The 17329-nt window shown below is 66.6% G+C and carries 15 protein-coding genes; 5 read left to right on the top strand and 10 right to left on the bottom strand.

Annotation, left to right across the window (positions count from 1 at the left end; genetic code table 11):
• Positions 1–3 precede the first annotated feature (3 nt).
• Complete coding sequence (locus G3A50_RS05990) at positions 4–1209, bottom strand: pyridoxal phosphate-dependent aminotransferase (protein WP_163074405.1); 1206 nt, start codon at positions 1207–1209, stop codon at positions 4–6.
• A 138-nt stretch (positions 1210–1347) separates the two neighbouring features.
• Here G3A50_RS05990 and G3A50_RS05985 point away from each other — a divergent pair, with 138 nt between their 5' ends.
• The 3 genes from G3A50_RS05985 to radC all read left to right on the top strand — a co-directional run bounded on the left by G3A50_RS05985 (position 1348) and on the right by radC (position 4208).
• Positions 1348–2526, top strand: a complete 1179-nt coding sequence (locus tag G3A50_RS05985; RefSeq protein ID WP_163074404.1) for a GNAT family N-acetyltransferase — start codon at positions 1348–1350, stop codon at positions 2524–2526.
• A gap of 76 nt (positions 2527–2602) precedes the next feature.
• Positions 2603–3433, top strand: coding sequence for a type I methionyl aminopeptidase (gene map / locus G3A50_RS05980; protein ID WP_163074403.1), 831 nt, complete (start codon positions 2603–2605; stop codon positions 3431–3433).
• Positions 3434–3512: 79 nt separating this feature from the next.
• Positions 3513–4208 carry a RadC family protein gene (gene radC, locus G3A50_RS05975; protein WP_163077347.1) on the top strand — a complete coding sequence of 232 codons (696 nt, stop codon included), beginning with the start codon at positions 3513–3515 and terminating at the stop codon, positions 4206–4208.
• Positions 4209–4329: 121 nt separating this feature from the next.
• Here radC and ggpS read toward each other — a convergent pair whose 3' ends face one another.
• From ggpS to G3A50_RS05940, 7 genes are all read right to left on the bottom strand, one after another.
• Positions 4330–5862, bottom strand: a complete 1533-nt coding sequence (gene ggpS, locus G3A50_RS05970; RefSeq protein ID WP_163074402.1) for a glucosylglycerol-phosphate synthase — start codon at positions 5860–5862, stop codon at positions 4330–4332.
• Positions 5859–6608 (bottom strand): HAD family hydrolase, encoded by a 750-nt coding sequence (locus G3A50_RS05965; protein ID WP_163074401.1) that lies wholly within the window; start codon positions 6606–6608, stop codon positions 5859–5861. Before G3A50_RS05965 ends, ggpS begins: the two co-directional genes overlap by 4 nt.
• A complete protein-coding gene (locus G3A50_RS05960; RefSeq protein WP_163074400.1) occupies positions 6608–7714 on the bottom strand; it encodes an NAD(P)H-dependent glycerol-3-phosphate dehydrogenase in 1107 nt (368 codons plus the stop codon). The genes G3A50_RS05965 and G3A50_RS05960 overlap by 1 nt, the downstream gene beginning before the upstream one ends.
• Positions 7715–8121: 407 nt before the next feature.
• Positions 8122–9198, bottom strand: coding sequence for an ABC transporter ATP-binding protein (locus tag G3A50_RS05955; RefSeq protein ID WP_163074399.1), 1077 nt, complete (start codon positions 9196–9198; stop codon positions 8122–8124).
• Positions 9199–9223: 25 nt separating this feature from the next.
• Positions 9224–10048 carry a carbohydrate ABC transporter permease gene (locus G3A50_RS05950; RefSeq protein ID WP_163074398.1) on the bottom strand — a complete coding sequence of 275 codons (825 nt, stop codon included), beginning with the start codon at positions 10046–10048 and terminating at the stop codon, positions 9224–9226.
• 8 nt (positions 10049–10056) lie between these two features.
• Entirely contained in the window at positions 10057–10995 is a 939-nt protein-coding gene (locus tag G3A50_RS05945; RefSeq protein WP_163074397.1) for a carbohydrate ABC transporter permease, read from the bottom strand.
• Between the two features lie 17 nt (positions 10996–11012).
• The gene (locus G3A50_RS05940) at positions 11013–12287 is read right to left on the bottom strand and encodes an ABC transporter substrate-binding protein (protein WP_163074396.1); all 1275 of its coding nucleotides are present in this window, start codon (positions 12285–12287) and stop codon (positions 11013–11015) included.
• Positions 12288–12700: 413 nt separating this feature from the next.
• Here G3A50_RS05940 and G3A50_RS05935 point away from each other — a divergent pair, with 413 nt between their 5' ends.
• Both G3A50_RS05935 and hydA read left to right on the top strand, forming a co-directional pair.
• Positions 12701–13957 carry a Zn-dependent hydrolase gene (locus G3A50_RS05935; RefSeq protein WP_163074395.1) on the top strand — a complete coding sequence of 419 codons (1257 nt, stop codon included), beginning with the start codon at positions 12701–12703 and terminating at the stop codon, positions 13955–13957.
• A 54-nt stretch (positions 13958–14011) separates the two neighbouring features.
• Complete coding sequence (hydA, locus tag G3A50_RS05930) at positions 14012–15469, top strand: dihydropyrimidinase (protein ID WP_163074394.1); 1458 nt, start codon at positions 14012–14014, stop codon at positions 15467–15469.
• A gap of 62 nt (positions 15470–15531) precedes the next feature.
• On the opposite strand, the gene G3A50_RS05925 is transcribed toward hydA, so the two are convergent.
• Both G3A50_RS05925 and G3A50_RS05920 read right to left on the bottom strand, forming a co-directional pair.
• The gene (locus G3A50_RS05925; protein ID WP_163074393.1) at positions 15532–16326 is read right to left on the bottom strand and encodes an AprI/Inh family metalloprotease inhibitor; all 795 of its coding nucleotides are present in this window, start codon (positions 16324–16326) and stop codon (positions 15532–15534) included.
• Positions 16327–16336: 10 nt separating this feature from the next.
• Entirely contained in the window at positions 16337–17329 is a 993-nt protein-coding gene (locus G3A50_RS05920) for a 2-hydroxyacid dehydrogenase (RefSeq protein WP_210255232.1), read from the bottom strand.

Genomic DNA, 17329 nt, shown 5'->3' with positions numbered 1-17329 from the left:
GCGTCAGTCCGGGCGCACATCGACGAGGAACTGGCGCATCCGTTCCAGCGCGCGGGTGATGTTCTCGGCCGAATTGGCATAGGACAGGCGAATATAGCCCTCGCCATTGACGCCAAAATCGGGCCCGCCAATGGTGGCGACACCCGCCTGCTCAAGCAGCGCCGAGGCGAGCTTCTTGGCGGATGTCCATCCCGTGCCGGTCACGTTCGGGAACGCGTAGAACGCGCCCTTGGGGGTGGCGCAGGAAACGCCCGGCAGGGCGTTCAGCCCTTCCACCACCAGATGCCGGCGGCGGTCGAACTCAGCGACCATCTGCGCGACGCAGTCCTGCGGGCCGGTGAGGGCGGCGAGCGCACCGAACTGGGCGGGAGCATTGACGCAGGACCAGGCGTTGACCGCCAGCTTGCGGGCGGATTCGAACAGCGCCTCCGGCCACAGTGCCCAACCCAGCCGCCAGCCGGTCATGGCATAGGTCTTGGACCAGCCATTGAGCAGGATCAGGCGGTCGCGGATGTCGGGATAGCTGAGCAGGGTGGTGTGTTCCTCGCCGTCGAACAGGAACTGGTCATAGATCTCGTCGGAGAGAATGGCGACGCGCGGGTGTTCCGCCAGCCCCGCCACCAGCTTGTCGATCTCGGCCTTGGGGGTGACGCCGCCGGTCGGGTTCGCCGGCGAGTTGAGGATGAGCAGCCGTGTGTTCTGGGTGATCAGGTCCAGAGTCTCCTCCGCCGAGAAGGCGAAGCCGTTCTCCTCGCGAATCGGCACCGGCACCGGGCGGGCGCCGGTGAACTCGATCATCGACCGGTAGATCGGGAAACCGGGGTCGGGATAGAGAATCTCAACCCCCGGCTCGCCCATCATCAGGATGGCGCTGAACATGGTCACCTTGCCGCCGGGAACGATGGCGACGCGGCCGGGGTCGATCTCCGCCCCGAGACGGCGGTGCACATCGGCCGCGACCGCGAGCCGGAGCGGCTCGATGCCGGTGGAGGGCGTATAGCCGTGCTGGCCGTCGCGCAGCGCCTTGATCGCCGCTTCGACAATGTGCGCGGGCGTGGAGAAATCCGGCTGGCCGATGCCGAGATTGACGATGTCGCGCCCCTCGGCGGCGAGTGCGTGCGCCCGGGCGAGAACCGCGAAGGCGTTCTCCTCACCCATGCGCTCAAAGCCCGCGACGGGGCGGATGAGGGAGTACGTGGCTGCTGACATCGTGTCCTCGCGGGCCTGTGCGAGCTTTGCCCGCACAAATTGCTTGTAGTTTTTTCATTCCTGTCACACGGACAGCGAAGTGGTTCAAGTGCGTAGGCTGCGGCGCGGGCCGCGGGCAATCCCCTGGATGGTGCTTGCATGAGCGATGACAGAACGCTTCCTCTCGGCGCGCCGGTCGACGTGACGCCCGCCCGCGCGCCGACCCGCCAGCCGCTGACCGGTCGTCATGTGACGCTGGTCCCCTTCGATCCGGACAAGCATGGCAAGGCGCTGTTCGAGGCGACGAGCGGGCCCGAGAAGGACGGGCTCTGGGCCTATCTCGGCGCGGGTCCCTTCGACGAGTTCGCCAAGTTCGACGCCTATTACCGCGCGGCCGCCGCGCGCGAGGATCCGCTGCTGTTCGCGATTACCGATGTCGCGAATGGCCAGGTGCTGGGCCACGCGACCTATATGCGCATCGACACCGCCAACCGGGTGATCGAGGTCGGCAACATTCTCTACACCCCCGCGCTGATGCGCACGCCCGGCGGCACCGAGGCGATGTACCTGATGGCGCGGCATGCCATCGAGGAGCTCGGCTATCGGCGCTATGAATGGAAGTGCAACGCACTCAACGCGCCCTCGCGCCGCGCGGCGGAGCGCTATGGCTTCCGCTTCGAGGGCGTGTTCCGTCACCACATGATCGTGAAGGGCCGGAACCGTGACACCGCCTGGTTCTCCATCCTCGCGGAGGAGTGGCCGCAGCGCGCCGTGGCGCTGGAGACATGGCTGGCGGCGGACAATTTCGATGCCGACGGGCGCCAGATCGTGACGCTTGGGGTGCTGAACGCCGACCTGCTGGAAGTGCCGGGCGGGACGCTGCGCCGCGCGAGCCTGGACGATCTCGACGCCATACTGGAGGTGCAGCACGCGGCCTATGCCCGCAACCGGATCCTGCTCGGCGTCGAACCGGTGCCGTTGCTGTGGGACTATGCCCGGGTGCTGCGCGAGCAGGAGGTGTGGGTGCTGGAGGCGGACCGGGGCGCCGGCGCGGACCGGCAACTGGCCGGGGTGCTGGTGCTGGAGCCGCGGCCCGACGACCTTCTCATCGCCAGCCTGTCGGTCGCGCCGATGGCGCAGGGCAGCGGGGTGGGAAATCTCCTGCTCGCCGCCAGCGAGGCGCGGGCCCGCTCGCTCGGGCGCCTGACGCTTCGGCTCTATACCGGCGAGCCGCTTGCCGCGAACATTCACTGGTATCGCCGCAAGGGCTATTCGATCGAGCGGGTGGAACAGATGCCAGACCGCCGTCTGGTGCATATGGCGAAGGCTTTGATGTGAGAGCCGGGCCGGCTTTCTTGCGCCCGGCGGTGGATGGCTTACATTCAGCCCAACCTTGGTTTCTGGAATTCAGACAATGAGCTACGTGGAAGCGGCCAGCGCGCCGCTGCGCAAGACCGGCCATATCAAACTGCATGGACCGGAAGGATTCGCCGGAATGCGGCGTGCGGGCCAGCTCACGGCCGAGGCGCTGGACCTTGTGCATGAGATGGTGAAGCCGGGCATTTCGACCGAGGACATCGACCGGCTGGTGTTCGAATTCGCCATGGATCGCGGCGCGCTGCCGGCGACGCTGATGTATCGCGGCTATCGCAAGTCGACCTGCACCTCGATCAACCACGTGGTCTGCCACGGCATCCCCAACGACAAGCCGCTGCGCGAGGGCGACATCGTCAATGTCGACGTGACGCTGATCGTCGATGGCTGGTACGGCGATTCGAGCCGGATGTTCGCGGTGGGCGAGATCCCGCGCCGCGCCGAGCGGCTGGTCGACGTCACCTATGAATCGATGATGCTGGGCATCGCCGCCATTCAGCCCGGCGGGCATGTGGGCGATATCGGCGCGGCGATCCAGGATTTCGTCGAGCCGCTGCACATGAGCGTGGTGCGCGACTTCTGCGGACATGGCGTGGGCCAGCTGTTCCACGATGAGCCGAACATCGTCCATGTCGGCCGGCGGGGCGAGGGCCCCGAACTGCTGCCGGGCATGATCTTCACCGTGGAGCCGATGATCAATCTCGGGCGGCCCCATGTGAAGGTCCTGTCCGATGGCTGGACGGCGGTCACGCGCGACCGTTCGCTCTCGGCCCAGTTCGAGCATGCGATCGGCGTGACCGAGACCGGCTGCGAGATCTTCACGCTGTCGCCGAAAGGCTACCACAAGCCGGTCTTCGGCTCGGGCCACTGAACAGGCGGGAAGCCGCATGTCGCGCAGGAAGGGACAGGCGGATGGCCCGGACGCCGTGGCGGACGTGCCTTTTGCCGCCATGCCCGAGGGCCTTGCCGAGCCGGCGGCCCATTTCATCGGCCATCGCGAGCGGTTGCGTGAGCGGTTCCGCAAGGCCGGCGGGGACGCGCTGCCCGATTATGAACTGCTGGAACTCGTGCTGTTCCGCGCCGTGACGAGGGCGGATGTGAAGCCGCTGGCCAAGGCGCTGATCGATCGCTTCGGCTCCTTCGCCGAGGTCGTGGGCGCGCCGGCCAGCCGGCTGCGCGAGGTGAAGGGCGTGGGCGATGCCATCACCACCGAGCTGAAGCTCATCGGCGCGGCGGTGGAGCGGGTCACCGCCGGGCAGGTTCGCGCGCGCCCGGTGCTGTCGTCCTGGAGCGCGGTGCTCGACCATTGCCGCGCCGCCATGGCCTTTGCCGAGCAGGAGCAGTTCCGCATCCTGTTTCTCGACAAGCGCAACCAGCTCATTCTGGACGAGGTGCAGCAGCGCGGGACGGTGGACCACACCCCGGTCTATCCGCGCGAGGTGGTGAAGCGCGCGCTTGAGCTTTCCGCCAGCGCGATCATTCTGGTTCACAACCATCCGAGCGGGGACCCGACGCCGTCAAACGCCGACATCCAGATGACGCGCACCATCGTCGACATCGCCAAGCCGCTCGGCATCGAGGTGCACGACCACATCATCGTCGGCAAGAGCGGCCACGCCAGCCTGAAGGGGCTGCGGCTGTTCTGAAGGCGGGAGAGGGCGTGGCTCCCGCTGCCGGAAGGTTCTCAAGCACTTGGCGCGCCACTGGAGCCCGTTCGCTGAACAGGCTCCAGTGCTTGCCGGGAAAAGGCTCCGGGCGGCCGCGCGCCTAGGCGGCGGCTCCATGGGGCGCGGCGAGCTTCGCACCCTGGCGAGGATTGTCCGGCAGTTCCTTGAAGCGCTCGATCGTGTGCTGGGCCCAGTGCACTGAATCGTAGCGGCGCACCTTCGCCAGCATCTCGACCAGCCGCTGCGCCTGTTCCTCCGCGCCCATGTCGATCGCCTGGTCGATGGCGGCGTCCATGTTCCGGTTGGAATAGGGGTTGGCCATGATCGCGGTGGGCAGCTCGATCGCGGCGCCGGTGAATTCGGAGAGGACCAGCGCGCCCGACTTCAGGTCCCCGCGCGCGGCGATGTACTCCTTGGCGACAAGGTTCAGCCCGTCGCGCAGCGGCGTGATCCAGCAGATGTCCGCGCAGCGATAATAGGCAACCAGTTCATCGAACGGCACCGCCTGCGTGAACAGCACCAGCGGCTGCCAGGAGAAGGTCGCATGCTTGCCGTTGATGCGGCCCGCGATCTGCTCGATCTCGCGCTGCACGTTCCGGTACACCGCCATGCCGGCATTGGCGGCGACGGAGGTGACCAGAAGCTGGACCTTCTCCACCAGCTCGGGGCGCCGGGCGAGCAGCCGCTCATAGGCGAGAAGCATGTCGCGGGTTCCCTTGGTGTAGTCGGAACGGCCCACCGAGATGATGAATTTGCGATCCCCAAGGGTTGCCTTGATCTCCCGTTCGCGCTCGTGCGTCTTCTCGCGTTTGCACAGCTCGTCGATGAAGGCGACATTGGTGCCGACGGGGAACGCGTCGACCGAGATCTCGCGTCCTTCATAGCCGATGCGCGTGGCGACCTTGGGCACGGAAAGAGCCATGCCGTAGGGCGACAGGCCGTCCTCGACGTCGATCTCTTCGAGGATGTCGACCTTCTTCAGGCTGCGGGCGGTGGCGACGAAGTTCATCGCGTAGCGCGGGATGTGGAACCCGACGATGTCGCAGTGAAGCAGGCTCTCGATGATCTCGGCGCGCCAGGGCAGGATGTTGAACATGCTCGGCTCGGGGAAGGGCGTGTGGTGGAAGAAGGCCACCTTCACGTCCGGCCGGAACTGCTTGATGTAGAGCGGCACGAGCCACAGATTGTAATCGTGCACCCAGATCACGGCGTTTTCCGCCGCTTCCTGCACCGCCGCTTCCGCGAACAGCCAGTTCACCTCGCGGAAGGTCTCCCAGTCCACCGGATCGTAATTGTACTTTTCCGGGAAGGAATGAAGGATCGGCCAGAGCGCCTCCTTCGAGGTGACATGGTAGAAGCTCTTCACCTGCTGGGCGGTGAGAGGCAGGCGCGAGACATTGTACTCGCCGTATGAATCCTTGATCCGCACGACGCGCTCAAACGTCTTCTGTTCCTTCGGGTCGACCTGCTTCCAGGCCACCCAGGAGGCCTGCTCGACCTCACCGAAGAAGCTCTTCAGCGTGGGGACGATGCCGTTCGGGCTCGAATTCTCCCGGTAGACGATCTTGCCGTCCTCGACGACTTCCTCATAGGGCTGGCGGTGATAGACGATGACTAGGTTTGACTTCTTCACAGTGCACCCTCGGTCATGAATCCGTGACGCTCGATCGCGTCGGCGATCCCCGCCGCTCCCGGCCGCGGGCTGAGATAGACGTTGGGCATGTTCGAGACCTGCGCCACCAGCGCGGGTTCCGAATTGCCCACGGCCACCCCCGCATAGGGCGTCCGGAAAAGGGAAAGATCGTTGAGCGTGTCGCCGGCGACGAGGACCTTGTCGCGGGCGACGCCGAAATGCTCCATCAGGCGGATCAGGGTCGGCCCCTTGGAGATGCCGCGCGGCAGCACGTCGAAATAGATGTCGGCCGAGGTGATGCAGTCGAAACCCGCGGCCTCGACCTTCGCGCGCGCGCTGGGACGCAGCGCCTCGGGCTCGTAGTAATAGCTCATGCGGTAGCGGAACGGCGTGTCCTGGAGCCGAAGCCCCGGTTCGTCCTTCAGCAGATCGCGCACGCGCTCGCTGGCGTCGCCCCACGCCTCGGCGATCGGGCGTTCCAGTTCGGGCATCGGTTCGATGCCGGGACCGCCGGCGATGGTGGTGCCGACATCGCCGATGACGAAATCGGGACGCGGAACGCCCTGCTCGGTGAGGGCGCGCACGAAGGGCAGGTCGCGGCCGGTGACGAACACCAGCGCGACATCCTCGCGCCGGGCCTCGATCCAGTCATAGAGCGAGGCGCGCTGGGCGTCGTCGCCGCCGAGAAAGGTACCGTCGAGATCCGTGGCCAGGACGAGCCGCTTGGTGGTGTTGGCGAGTACCATCAGCTGCGGTCCTCCATGATCAGGGTTGTCGTGTCGGACGGACCGGGGAGCAGCAGATCGATGCTGCGCGGCTCGGCCTTGAAGGGGCGGCCCAGAAGCGTGGCGACCGCTTCCTGGATCGGCATGCCGTCAATGACCACGGCGCGCACGGCCTCGCAGATCGGCATTTCGACGCCGAGACGGCGGGCGAGATCGGTAACCGAGACCGCGTTCTCAACGCCTTCGACGACGACCGGACGGCCGTCGAAGATATCCGCCGCCGAACGCCCCATGGCGAGGCCCATGCCGTAGCGCATGTTGCGCGACTGCTCGCTGGAGCAGGTCAGCGTCAGGTCGCCGATGCCGGACAGCCCGGTCACGGTATCGCGACGCCCGCCGAGCGCCTCGGACAGCCTTTTGATCTCGTCAAGGCCGCGCGTGATGATCGCGGCGCGGGTGTTGGCGCCGAAGGACAGGCCGCTGGCCATGCCGCTGGCGAGCGCGAGCACGTTCTTCACCGCACCGCCGACCTCGACCCCGGTCACGTCGTCGGCCACATAGGGGCGGAAGGTCTGTGTGCCGAGCGCGACGGCCATCCGCGCGGCGAGCGAGGATTCGCCGGCCGTGGGAACGTCGTCGGAGGCGATGGTCACCGCCGTCGGCTCGCCCGCCGCGACTTCATGCGCGAAGGTCGGGCCCGACAGCACGGCGACGGGATGGTCGGGAAGCTCGTCCGCCAGGACCGACTGCAGCAGAAGTCCGGTGTCCTGCTCGATGCCCTTGGCACAGATGACGATGGGCAGGCGTGGCGACAGATGCGGCTTCAACGCCTGGCAGGCCTCGCGCACATGCTGCGACGGCACCACCAGCAGCACGGCGTCCGCCTCGCGCACGGCGTCGCCCAGATCGGTCGTCGCCATGATGCCGGGCGGCAGCTCGATGCCGGGAAGAAAGACGGGGTTGGTCTGCGATGTACGGATCGCCTCGACCACTTCGGGTTCGCGTGCCCAGAGTGTCACCTGTCGACCGGCGCGTATGGCGGTCACGGCAAGCGCGGTGCCCCAGGCTCCGCCACCCATGACCGCGATCCTGTCAATCGCGGGAACGACCTCCTGCTGTTGCTTCATATCGGTTCGATCTCTCCTGTCGTTGCGGGGGCGCGATGGAGCCGGTCCACCGACACCGATCTCTTGCATGGTCGTGTGACCATGCGGACGGACCGCCACATGAAGAAGAACGACTAAAGCTGACGCGGAGATGAATATCCAAATCCCTGCGTCTATTTCGCCCCATTTGTAAGCAACCGAAGAAATATATCGTCCGATTGCATTACTTTAGGACAAAAATTGAAGTCGATCCCCCGCTTATGCGTAAAATGCGACGAAACCCGTCCTGGAATTAAGCACCATAAAGGCGCGAAGGGTGGCCCAGAAAGGCACATAGCCCTCAAGAAGATTATTATGGATATCTCAAATAGCCTGAAAAGTCCAGTCCGTGGCCGAAATGCGGCAATGCGGCAACTGTAGGACTGCGGCTATGCCGGCGGCCTGCCGATGCTTCGCCCGCTCTCGTCGAAGAGATGGAACGCCTCTTCGCGGGCGCTGACGCGCAGCGTCTCACCGCGACGGGTCGGTACTGTTCGCGGCAGTTTCACCACGAGGGGAACGTCGTGCCCGATCTCCAGATGCACCAGCTGGGACTCGCCCAGCCGCTCCACCAGCATTACCCGTCCCTCATAGAGCGCGGGCTCGCCTGCCTCGGCAATGTGAAGGTCCTCGGGGCGCACACCCAGGCTCAGGGCGCCGGCTGACGCGGGCAGGTCGAGATCGAGGGGTGCGCCGCCCTTGGGCTGAAGCTGTCCCTGCGCTGTCACCTGCGCGGGGATGATGTTCATGGCCGGGGTGCCGATGAACTCGGCCACGAAGCGCGTTGCGGGGCGCAGGTAGAGCTCCATCGGCGCGCCGACCTGCTCCACGCGCCCCTCGCGCAGCACCACGATGCGATCGGCCAGCGTCATGGCTTCGACCTGGTCGTGGGTGACGTAGACCATGGTGGTGTCGGGCATGCGCTCATGCAGCCGGGCGATCTCCACCCGCGTCTGCCCGCGCAGCGCGGCGTCGAGATTGGACAGCGGTTCGTCGAACAGGAACACGCGCGGATTGCGCACGATGGCGCGGCCGATGGCGACGCGCTGGCGCTGGCCGCCGGACAGTTCGCGCGGCTTGCGCTCCAGGAGCGGCTCCAGCTCCAGCAGTCTGGCGGCCTCGACCACGCGCTCGCGGATCGTCTCGCCATCGTTCTTCGCCAGCTTCAGCCCGAACGCCATGTTGTCGAACACGCTCATATGCGGATAGAGCGCGTAGGACTGGAACACCATGGCGATGCCGCGCTCCTTGGGCGGCAGGTCGTTCACCCGCTCGCCGTCGAACATCAGCTCGCCCGAGGTGATCTCCTCCAGCCCCGCGATCAGCCGCAGCAGGGTCGACTTTCCACAGCCCGAAGGGCCGACGAAGACCACGAATTCGCCCTTGGCGACGTCGAGGTCGATGCCGTGGATGATCTCGCTGCGGCCGAATGACTTGGTGAGATTCCTGAGCGTCAGCTGCGCCATGGCAGGCTCTGTCCTTTCCCGGGTTTCATCCCTTGACCCCGCCGGCGGTGAGCCCGGCCACGATGCGGCGCTGGAAGATGAGGACGAGGATGATCAACGGTGTCGTCACCACCACCGACGCGGCCATGAGGGCGCCCCAGGGCGTTTCCTGCGCCGAGGTGCCCGAGATCAGCGCAATGGCGACCGGCGCCGTTCGCGTGCTGTTCGAGGAGACGAAGGTCAGCGCGAAGAGGAACTCGTTCCACGCCTGAATGAAGGCGAGCAGGCCCGTGGTCACCAGCGCCGGCCACATCAGCGGCAGGAATACCCGGCTGACGATGTGCCAGGGGCCGGCGCCGTCGATGATGGCGGCTTCCTCGATCTCCACCGGCAGGTCGCGCATGAAGGTGGTCAGCACCCACACCGTGAAGGGCAGGGTGAAGATCAGGTAGCTCATGACCAGGCTGCCGAGCGAATTGTAGAGCCCGAGCAGGCGCACGATTTCGAACAGCCCCGCCAGCACCGCGATCTGCGGGAACATCGACACCGACAATACGGTGAGCAGAAGCAGCTTGCGGCCGCGAAACTTGATCCGCGCCAGCGCGAAGGCGGCGGTGAGGCCGAGGAACAGCGAAATGCCCACCGTCGCCGCCGCGACGATGACCGAATTGAGCACGTTGCGCGGGAAGTAACCGTGCCCCAGCACCTGCGCGTAATTGGCCAGATCGAGGCTTTCCGGCAGGTAGTTCGGCGTGAAGATTGCCGTGCCGGTCTCGAAGGAGGTGAGGATCGCGTAGTAGAACGGGAAGACGGAGAACAGCAGGATCGCCGTCACCAGAACATAGAACCCGACCGTTCGCATGAGTTTCATGGCGCGCCTCAGTCCAGGTTAAGCCGGGCGGCCCGGATGTAGCCGAGCGTGATGAAGGCGATCACCAGGAACAGCAGCGTCGAGGCCGCCGAGCCATAGGCGAACTGGTCGAACTGGAACAGGTTCTGCTGCACGAAGACCGACATGGTGCGGGTCTCGGCGTTGTTCGGGGTCAGCACGTAGATGATGTCGAAGACGCGCAGCGCATCCAGCGCACGGAAGATCACGGCGACGAGGATCGCGGGCGCGGCGAGGGGCAGCGTCACCCGCCAGAAGGTGAGCAGCGGATTTACCCCGTCGATCTTCGCCGCCTCGTAGATGTCCTCGGGGATCATCTGAAGACCGGCCAGGATCAGCAGGGCCATGAAGGGCGTCGACTTCCATATGTCGACCAGCATCACCGCGATCATCGCCGTTTCAGACGAGGCGACCCACGCCACCGGGGCGGAGAGCAGCCCGAGCTTCATCCCGAGATCGTTGATGATGCCGAACTGGTCGTTGAGCATCCACGCCCACATCTTGGCCGAAACCACCGTGGGAATGGCCCAGGGGATGAGCACGGCGGCGCGCACCAGCCCGCGCAGCGGGAACCTCACATTGAGCACCATGGCGACGATGAGACCGAGCGTGGTCTCGATCGACACGGTGACGAAGGTGAAGACCAGTGTATTCCAGACCGCCCGCCACCATTCGTCATCGACCAGCAGGCCGACCCACTCGCCATCGTCCTCGCCATAGGAAAACCATTCCAGATAGTTGGCGAAGCCGACCCAGTGCGCACGGCCGGGATCACCCAGCGAGGCATCGGTGAAGCCGAACCACACCGTGCGCAGCAGCGGCCAGCCGGCCACCAGCAGCAACACCACAAGCATGGGCGCGAGAAAGAGCGCGGCGGCGCGGCGCCGCTGCGCGCTGATGGTGAGGCCCCGGGCCGAAGGTCTGGTCATGTGAAGCTCGCCGGACGTCAGTCCCAGCCCGAGCCCTTCAGCCGCTTCAGCCGGGCTTCAAGCCGCGCGAGATTGCGCTGTGCGCTGCCCTTGCCGGCCAGGGTGGCGTGGACCGCGTCCCAGAACTCCTTGGAGACCTCGTTGTAGTCGGCCTTGGTCGCCGCGGAGGGGCGCGGGGTCGAGTTGACGAAGATGTCCTTCCACAGCCCGATGCTGGGCTGGGCCTTGAGGATTTCCTCGTCCTCATAGAGCGCGGGCCGGGTGGGAAGGTTGTTGTTCTTGATGGCCCGCATCTTCTGCGCCTCGGCGCTGGTGAGGAACACCACCAGCTCCACGGCGGCGTCGGGATGCTTGGTGTACTTGGAGACCGCGAGATTCCAGCCGCCAAGGGTTGCCGCCGAACCAGCGCCGCCCGAGGGCAGCGCCGCGACGCCGAACTTGCCCTTCACCGCGCTGTCGTCCGTGTTGGATAGGGCATAGGCATAGGGCCAGTTGCGCATGAAGACGGCATTGCCGGTCTGCCAGACCCCGCGCGCTTCCTCTTCCTTGTAGCCCAGCACGCCCTTGGGCGAGATGGTGCCGATCCACGAGGCCGCCTGCTCGATAGCGGCGGCGGCCTTGTCATTGTTGACCGAGATCGTGCCGTCGTCTTCGACGATGTGCCCACCGCCGTGGGAGACCAGCCATTCGAGACCGTTGCAGGTGAGGCCCTCATAGGCGGCGGCCTGGAACACGTAGCCATGGATGTTGCCCGCGCCCGCCTTGCGCTCGCCGTCCTGGATCGTCTTGGCCGTGCTGGCAAGTTCGTCCCAGGTCTTGGGCACATCGAGCTTGTACTTTTCGAGCAGGTCGGTGCGATAGAACAGCGCCGGGGCGTCGGTGTAATAGGGCAGCGCGACCAGCTTGCCCGCCACCGTCTGTGACTGGATGATCGAGGGGAAGTGCGCCTTGGAGGCGGCGCTGGCCTTCTCGTACTTTGAGAGGTCGAGCAGGTGCTCGGCGATCTGCGGCGCCCAGATGATGTCGGTACGGTAAACGTCGATGTCGCTATTGCCGGCCGACAGCCACAGGCGGTACTGCGCGAACTGGTCGGTCGAGGAGGAGGGCATCTCGACGATGGTGACCTTGTGCCCGGTCAACTCCTGGAAGCGGTCCAGATTCTCGCGCAACACCTGAATGTCGCGCCCCACGGCACCTGAGACGATCTGCAGATCGGCGGCCGGGGCGACGGACGCGGTCATCGCCAGCGTGATGCCTGTGGCGAGACAGGTGAGTGCGCGTGAAATCTTCATGGGCTCCTCCGCAAATGCTCGTGGCCAGCCGGTCTTCCACCGGTTTTGTCCGCTCCGTGATGAGGCTTGAGATTCGAACGACCATAAAGCGATCGTTCATACCGAGTCAAAATTCGGGCACAGCCTAGGCGAAGAGATGCGCCGCCAGAACATCCGTGCGACGGGCTCAGTATCACATACGCGCATCCGTTTGTGCGGCTCGTGAGCCGGCGCAGCAGAACGTTGCAATATCATCGCGCGGGAAGGTGGAGACCGCACCGGCACGACGAAATTCGTTCCTGATCTCAGACGTTTCTTGAAAGGCTCTCCCGGGTCCTGAGAAGCCTGGTGGCGCAGCGCTCTGCACAGGGGTGGACATGAGCCGGAAGCCGGCCAGTATGGAGCTCCCCGACCCATAGGAGTGAGCAACGAGCATGGCCGCCTCGACCGACAATATGCGCAGCGATGGTACGCGGCTCTGGGGTAGCCTGATGGAGATGGCGGCCATCGGCCCGGGCGTTCGTGGGGGCAATAATCGGCAGGCGCTGACCGATTCCGATGCGCAGGGACGCCGGCTGTTCGCGCGCTGGTGCGAGGGCGCGGGACTTGCCGTATCGGTCGATGCCATGGGCACGATGTTCGCTCGCCGCGAGGGCACCGACCCCGATGCCGCGCCGGTGCTGATCGGCTCTCATCTCGATACACAGCCGACAGGCGGCCGGTTCGACGGCGTGCTTGGCGTGCTCGGCGCGCTGGAGGTGGTGCGCACGCTGAACGATCTCGGCATCCGCACCCGCCATCCGGTGGAGGTGGTGAACTGGACCAATGAGGAGGGCACCCGCTTCGCCCCCGCCATGGTGGCCTCCGCCGTCTATGCCGGTGTGATGAGCCTCGACGAGGCCTATGCCGCCACCGATGCCGCCGGCATCACGCTGGGCGCGGAGCTGGAGCGGATCGGCTTCAAGGGCAGCCGCCCGGCCCGCGTGTCGGCCGGCCCGGCGCCCCGCGCCTATTTCGAGCTGCACATCGAGCAGGGGCCGATCCTTGAGGCCGAAGGGCTCGACATCGGCGTGGTGACGCATGGCCAGGGTACGCGCTGGCTTCAGGTAACGCTCACCGGCCGCGAGGCGCATACCGGCTCGACTCCCATGCCGCGTCGCCTGAATGCGGGGCTCGGCATGGCGCGGGTGATGGAGCTGGTGGACACGGTGGCGTGGCAGCATGCGCCGCTGGCGGTGGGCGCAGTGGGCCATGTCGACGTCTACCCGAACTCGCGCAACATCATCGCCGGGCGGACGGTCTTCACCATCGACATCCGCCATCCCGAGCTTGCCGTGCTCGACGCGATGGACGCGGCAATCCGCGAGGGCACAGCCGCGATCGCGGCGAGGATGGGCCTTGGCGTCGAGATAGCGCAGGTGAACGCCTTCGATCCCGTCGCCTTTGATCCTGCTCTCGTCGGCCATGTCCGGGTGGCGGCGGCCCGGCTCGGTTATGGCCATCGCGACATGGTGTCGGGGGCGGGGCATGATGCCTGCTGGGTCGCCGGGGTGGCGCCCGCCGCCATGATCTTCTGCCCCTGCGTGGACGGGCTGAGCCACAACGAGGACGAGACCATCACTCCCGAATGGGCCAAGGCAGGCGCCGACGTGCTGCTGCACGCGGTACTGGCCACCGCCGAGGTGGTGTGAGGCCGGCGCCGACGGGGTTGTGGAAGGCCGAGGCTTTCGCGAGAGGAGCGTGCGATGTCCATCGTCATCAAGGGCGGCACCGTGGTCACCGCCGACCGGTCGTTCGAGGCGGATGTGTTGATCGACGGCGAGAGCATCGCCGCGGTCGGGCCGGGGCTTTCCGGCGACACGGTGCTTGATGCCTCGGGCGCGTATGTCATGCCGGGCGGCATCGATCCGCACACCCATCTGGAAATGCCCTTCATGGGCACCACGGCGGCGGAGACCTGGGAGAGCGGCAGTTTCGCGGCGCTCTCTGGCGGAACCACCATGGTGGTCGACTTTGTCATTCCCGAGAATGAGAACCTCATCGGCGCACTCAACGCCTGGGAGGCGCGGGCCAGCCGACAGGCGAGCGCGGACTACTCGTTCCACATGTGTATCACCGGCTGGTCGCAGCCGGTGTTCGAGGCGATGGAGCAGGTGGTCGCGCGGGGCGTCAACAGCTTCAAGCACTTCATGGCCTACAAGGGCGCGCTGATGGTGGATGACGACCAGATGTTCGCCTCGTTCCAGCGCTGTGCGGCGCTCGGCGCGCTGCCGCTTGTCCATGCCGAGAATGGCGACATTGTCGCCGCGCTTCAGCAGAAGCTGCTGGCGGAGGGCGTGCGCGGACCCGAGGCGCATGCCTTCTCCCGCCCCGCCGAGGTGGAGGGCGAGGCGACCAACCGCGCGATCATGATCGCCGATGCGGCCGGCGTTCCGATCTACATCGTCCATGTGTCCTGCGAGCAATCACATGAAGCGATCCGCCGGGCCCGGCAGAAGGGCATGCGGGTCTATGGCGAGCCGCTGATCCAGCACCTGACCCTCGACGAAGGCGTCTACACCCACCCCGACTGGGACTACGCGGCGCAGCGGGTGATGTCCCCGCCCTTCCGCGACCGCGTGCATCAGGACAGCCTGTGGGCGGGACTTTCGGCCGGCTCGCTACAGGTCGTGGCCACCGATCACTGCGCCTTCACCACCGCGCAGAAGCGCATGGGAATGGACGACTTCACCCGCATTCCCAACGGCACGGGCGGGCTTGAGGACCGCATGCCGATGCTGTGGACGCGGGGCGTGGAGACGGGACGGCTGACGCCCAGCGAATTCGTCGCGGTGACCTCGACCAATATCGCGCGCATCCTCAATCTTTATCCGAGGAAAGGCGCGCTGGTGGCCGGCGCGGATGCCGATATCGTGGTGCTCGATCCCAAGGCGGGCAAGACCATTTCCGCCGCCCGGCAGACGTCGATCATCGACTACAACGTGTTCGAGGGCTTCGAGGTGCGCGGCCTGCCGCGCTACACGCTCTCGCGCGGCGAGGTGGTGTGGTCGCAGGGGCGCAACGACCTGCCGCGGCCGGGGCGGGGGCGCTTCATTCCCCGTCCGGCCTTCAACCCGGTGAACCGGGCGCTTTCCACCTGGAAGGCGCTGGTGGCGCCTCGCGCGGTGACCCGCGATCCCGCGCGCATGCCGATCGGGGTCTAGTCACCCAGCGTTTTCGCCACGCGCCGCCGCATCACTCTCCATCAGGCGCGATCGGGATGGGGTCAGGGAGCGGGGCTGAGGAAGAGGGGACGGTTGTCTTCCGGCGTCTTGCTCCAGTCGCCTTCCTCGCGCCGGGCGAAGACAAGCCGCGCCCCGGTCGCCGTCTCCAGGATCAGGTCTCCCTGTTCCAGATACCACCGGTCCGGCACGCTGGAGCGTCCGAACAGCAGCCCGCAATTGCCGTCCGGATCAAGCCGGAAGGCCTTGGGGCGCATGGGTACGTCCGACAGGCGCATGCGGCAGGCGGGGCGGCCCGGCGTGCGGGCGAGATCCCATGTGCCGAACAGATCCTCGGGCTGGGTCTGGGCTGCGTCGGCAAGGCGTGGATTGACGAGGAAATAGACGCCGTCGCCTTCGCGCAGCGCCTCCCAGGTCCCATTGATCCCTTCGGTGAATTCGGCGACGAGCCCGCCGTCGCCGCGCAGCAGAAGGATCGAATTGCCGGGAGCCGGCGCCCAGGCGGCGATGTCGACGCTGAAAAGAATGGCGGCGGCGCAGGCGTGTCTGTCGAAGCTCAGATCGAACATGGGCGAACCGCCGCGGGCGTTCTCACCGGCGCTGCGGCGTTTGGCCGAGAGCTGCAGGGCACATGTGCGGTCGCCATCCGCATTGGTGAGCTGATACTCGGCGGCAAGGCCGGCGGCGGCCTCGGCGGGCGAGACATCTTGCGCCCGCGAGCCGCTGGCCCCGCCCGCGGCGACGAGCGCCGTGCCGAGCAGAAGCGCAAGCACACCCCGGCGCGCCTGCGCCGGCCCAAGCGACCGGCGCGGCCCGGGGCGATGTACCGAAACGCTCATCGCCGCTCCCTCAGGCCCTCGATGAAACAGGCGTTTCGGGCACCGGGGTGAGCGGAGGGCGACCGGCGAACCAGGCGGTGAGATTGTCCACCACCAGCTGCCCCATGGCGTCGCGCGTCACATGGGTGGCGGAGGCGACATGGGGAAGCAGGACGACATTGTCCATCGCCATCAGCGCCGCGGGCACGTGGGGTTCGTCGGCGAACACGTCGAGGCCGGCGCTGGCGATGGTGCCCTCGGCGAGCGCCTGGATGAGCGCCGCCTCGTCCACTACCGAGCCGCGTGCCACATTGATCAGCGAACCCGTGGGACCGAGGGCCTTGAGAACCTCGGCGTTGATCATGTGCTGCGTCTCCGGGCCGCCGGGGACGATGACGATCATGGCATCGACGTCGCGGGCCATGTCGATGAGCGAGGGATAGTGCGTGTAGGGCAGGCCGGCGACGGGGCGGCGGCTGTGATAGACGATCGGTCGACCGAAGCCCTCGAGGCGCCGGGCGATCGCCTGTCCGATCCGCCCCATGCCGACGATGCCGATGGTCCGGTCGCGCAGGGTCGGGGAGAGCGGGAAGCCGCCTTTCGGCCAGAGACCGGCGCGCAGATGCCGCTCGGCCTGCGGCAGGCGGCGGATCGTGGCGAGCAGGAGGGCGACCGACAGGTCCGCGACCTCGTCGTCCAGCACGCCCGGCGTATTGGTGACCACGATGCCGCGTTCGGCGGCGGCGGCCGTGTCCACCGCGTCATAGCCGACGCCGAAATTGGACACGATCTCGACCCCGGGCAGGCGGGCGAGAAGTTCCCGGGTGACGCGGTTCGCGCCTCCGGCGGTGGAGCCGACACCCGTCGCCACCGCGCGGATGCGAGGGCCGACCTCGGCGAGCATTTTCTCCGCGCCATCCTCGTCCAGCCGGTGGACGGTGAAATGCTCCGCGAGCTGCCGCTCGATCATGGGCATCATGGGACCCGTCTGAAGCAGGTCCGGCAGGGGAGGGATGGTGGGCAT

Origin of the sequence: Ancylobacter pratisalsi, from assembly GCF_010669125.1 — a bacterium.
In the GTDB taxonomy this organism is placed as follows: Bacteria; Pseudomonadota; Alphaproteobacteria; order Rhizobiales; family Xanthobacteraceae; genus Ancylobacter; species Ancylobacter pratisalsi.
The sequence above is the reverse complement of the archived record's forward strand: the minus strand, read 5'-3'. Positions and strand labels throughout refer to the sequence as shown.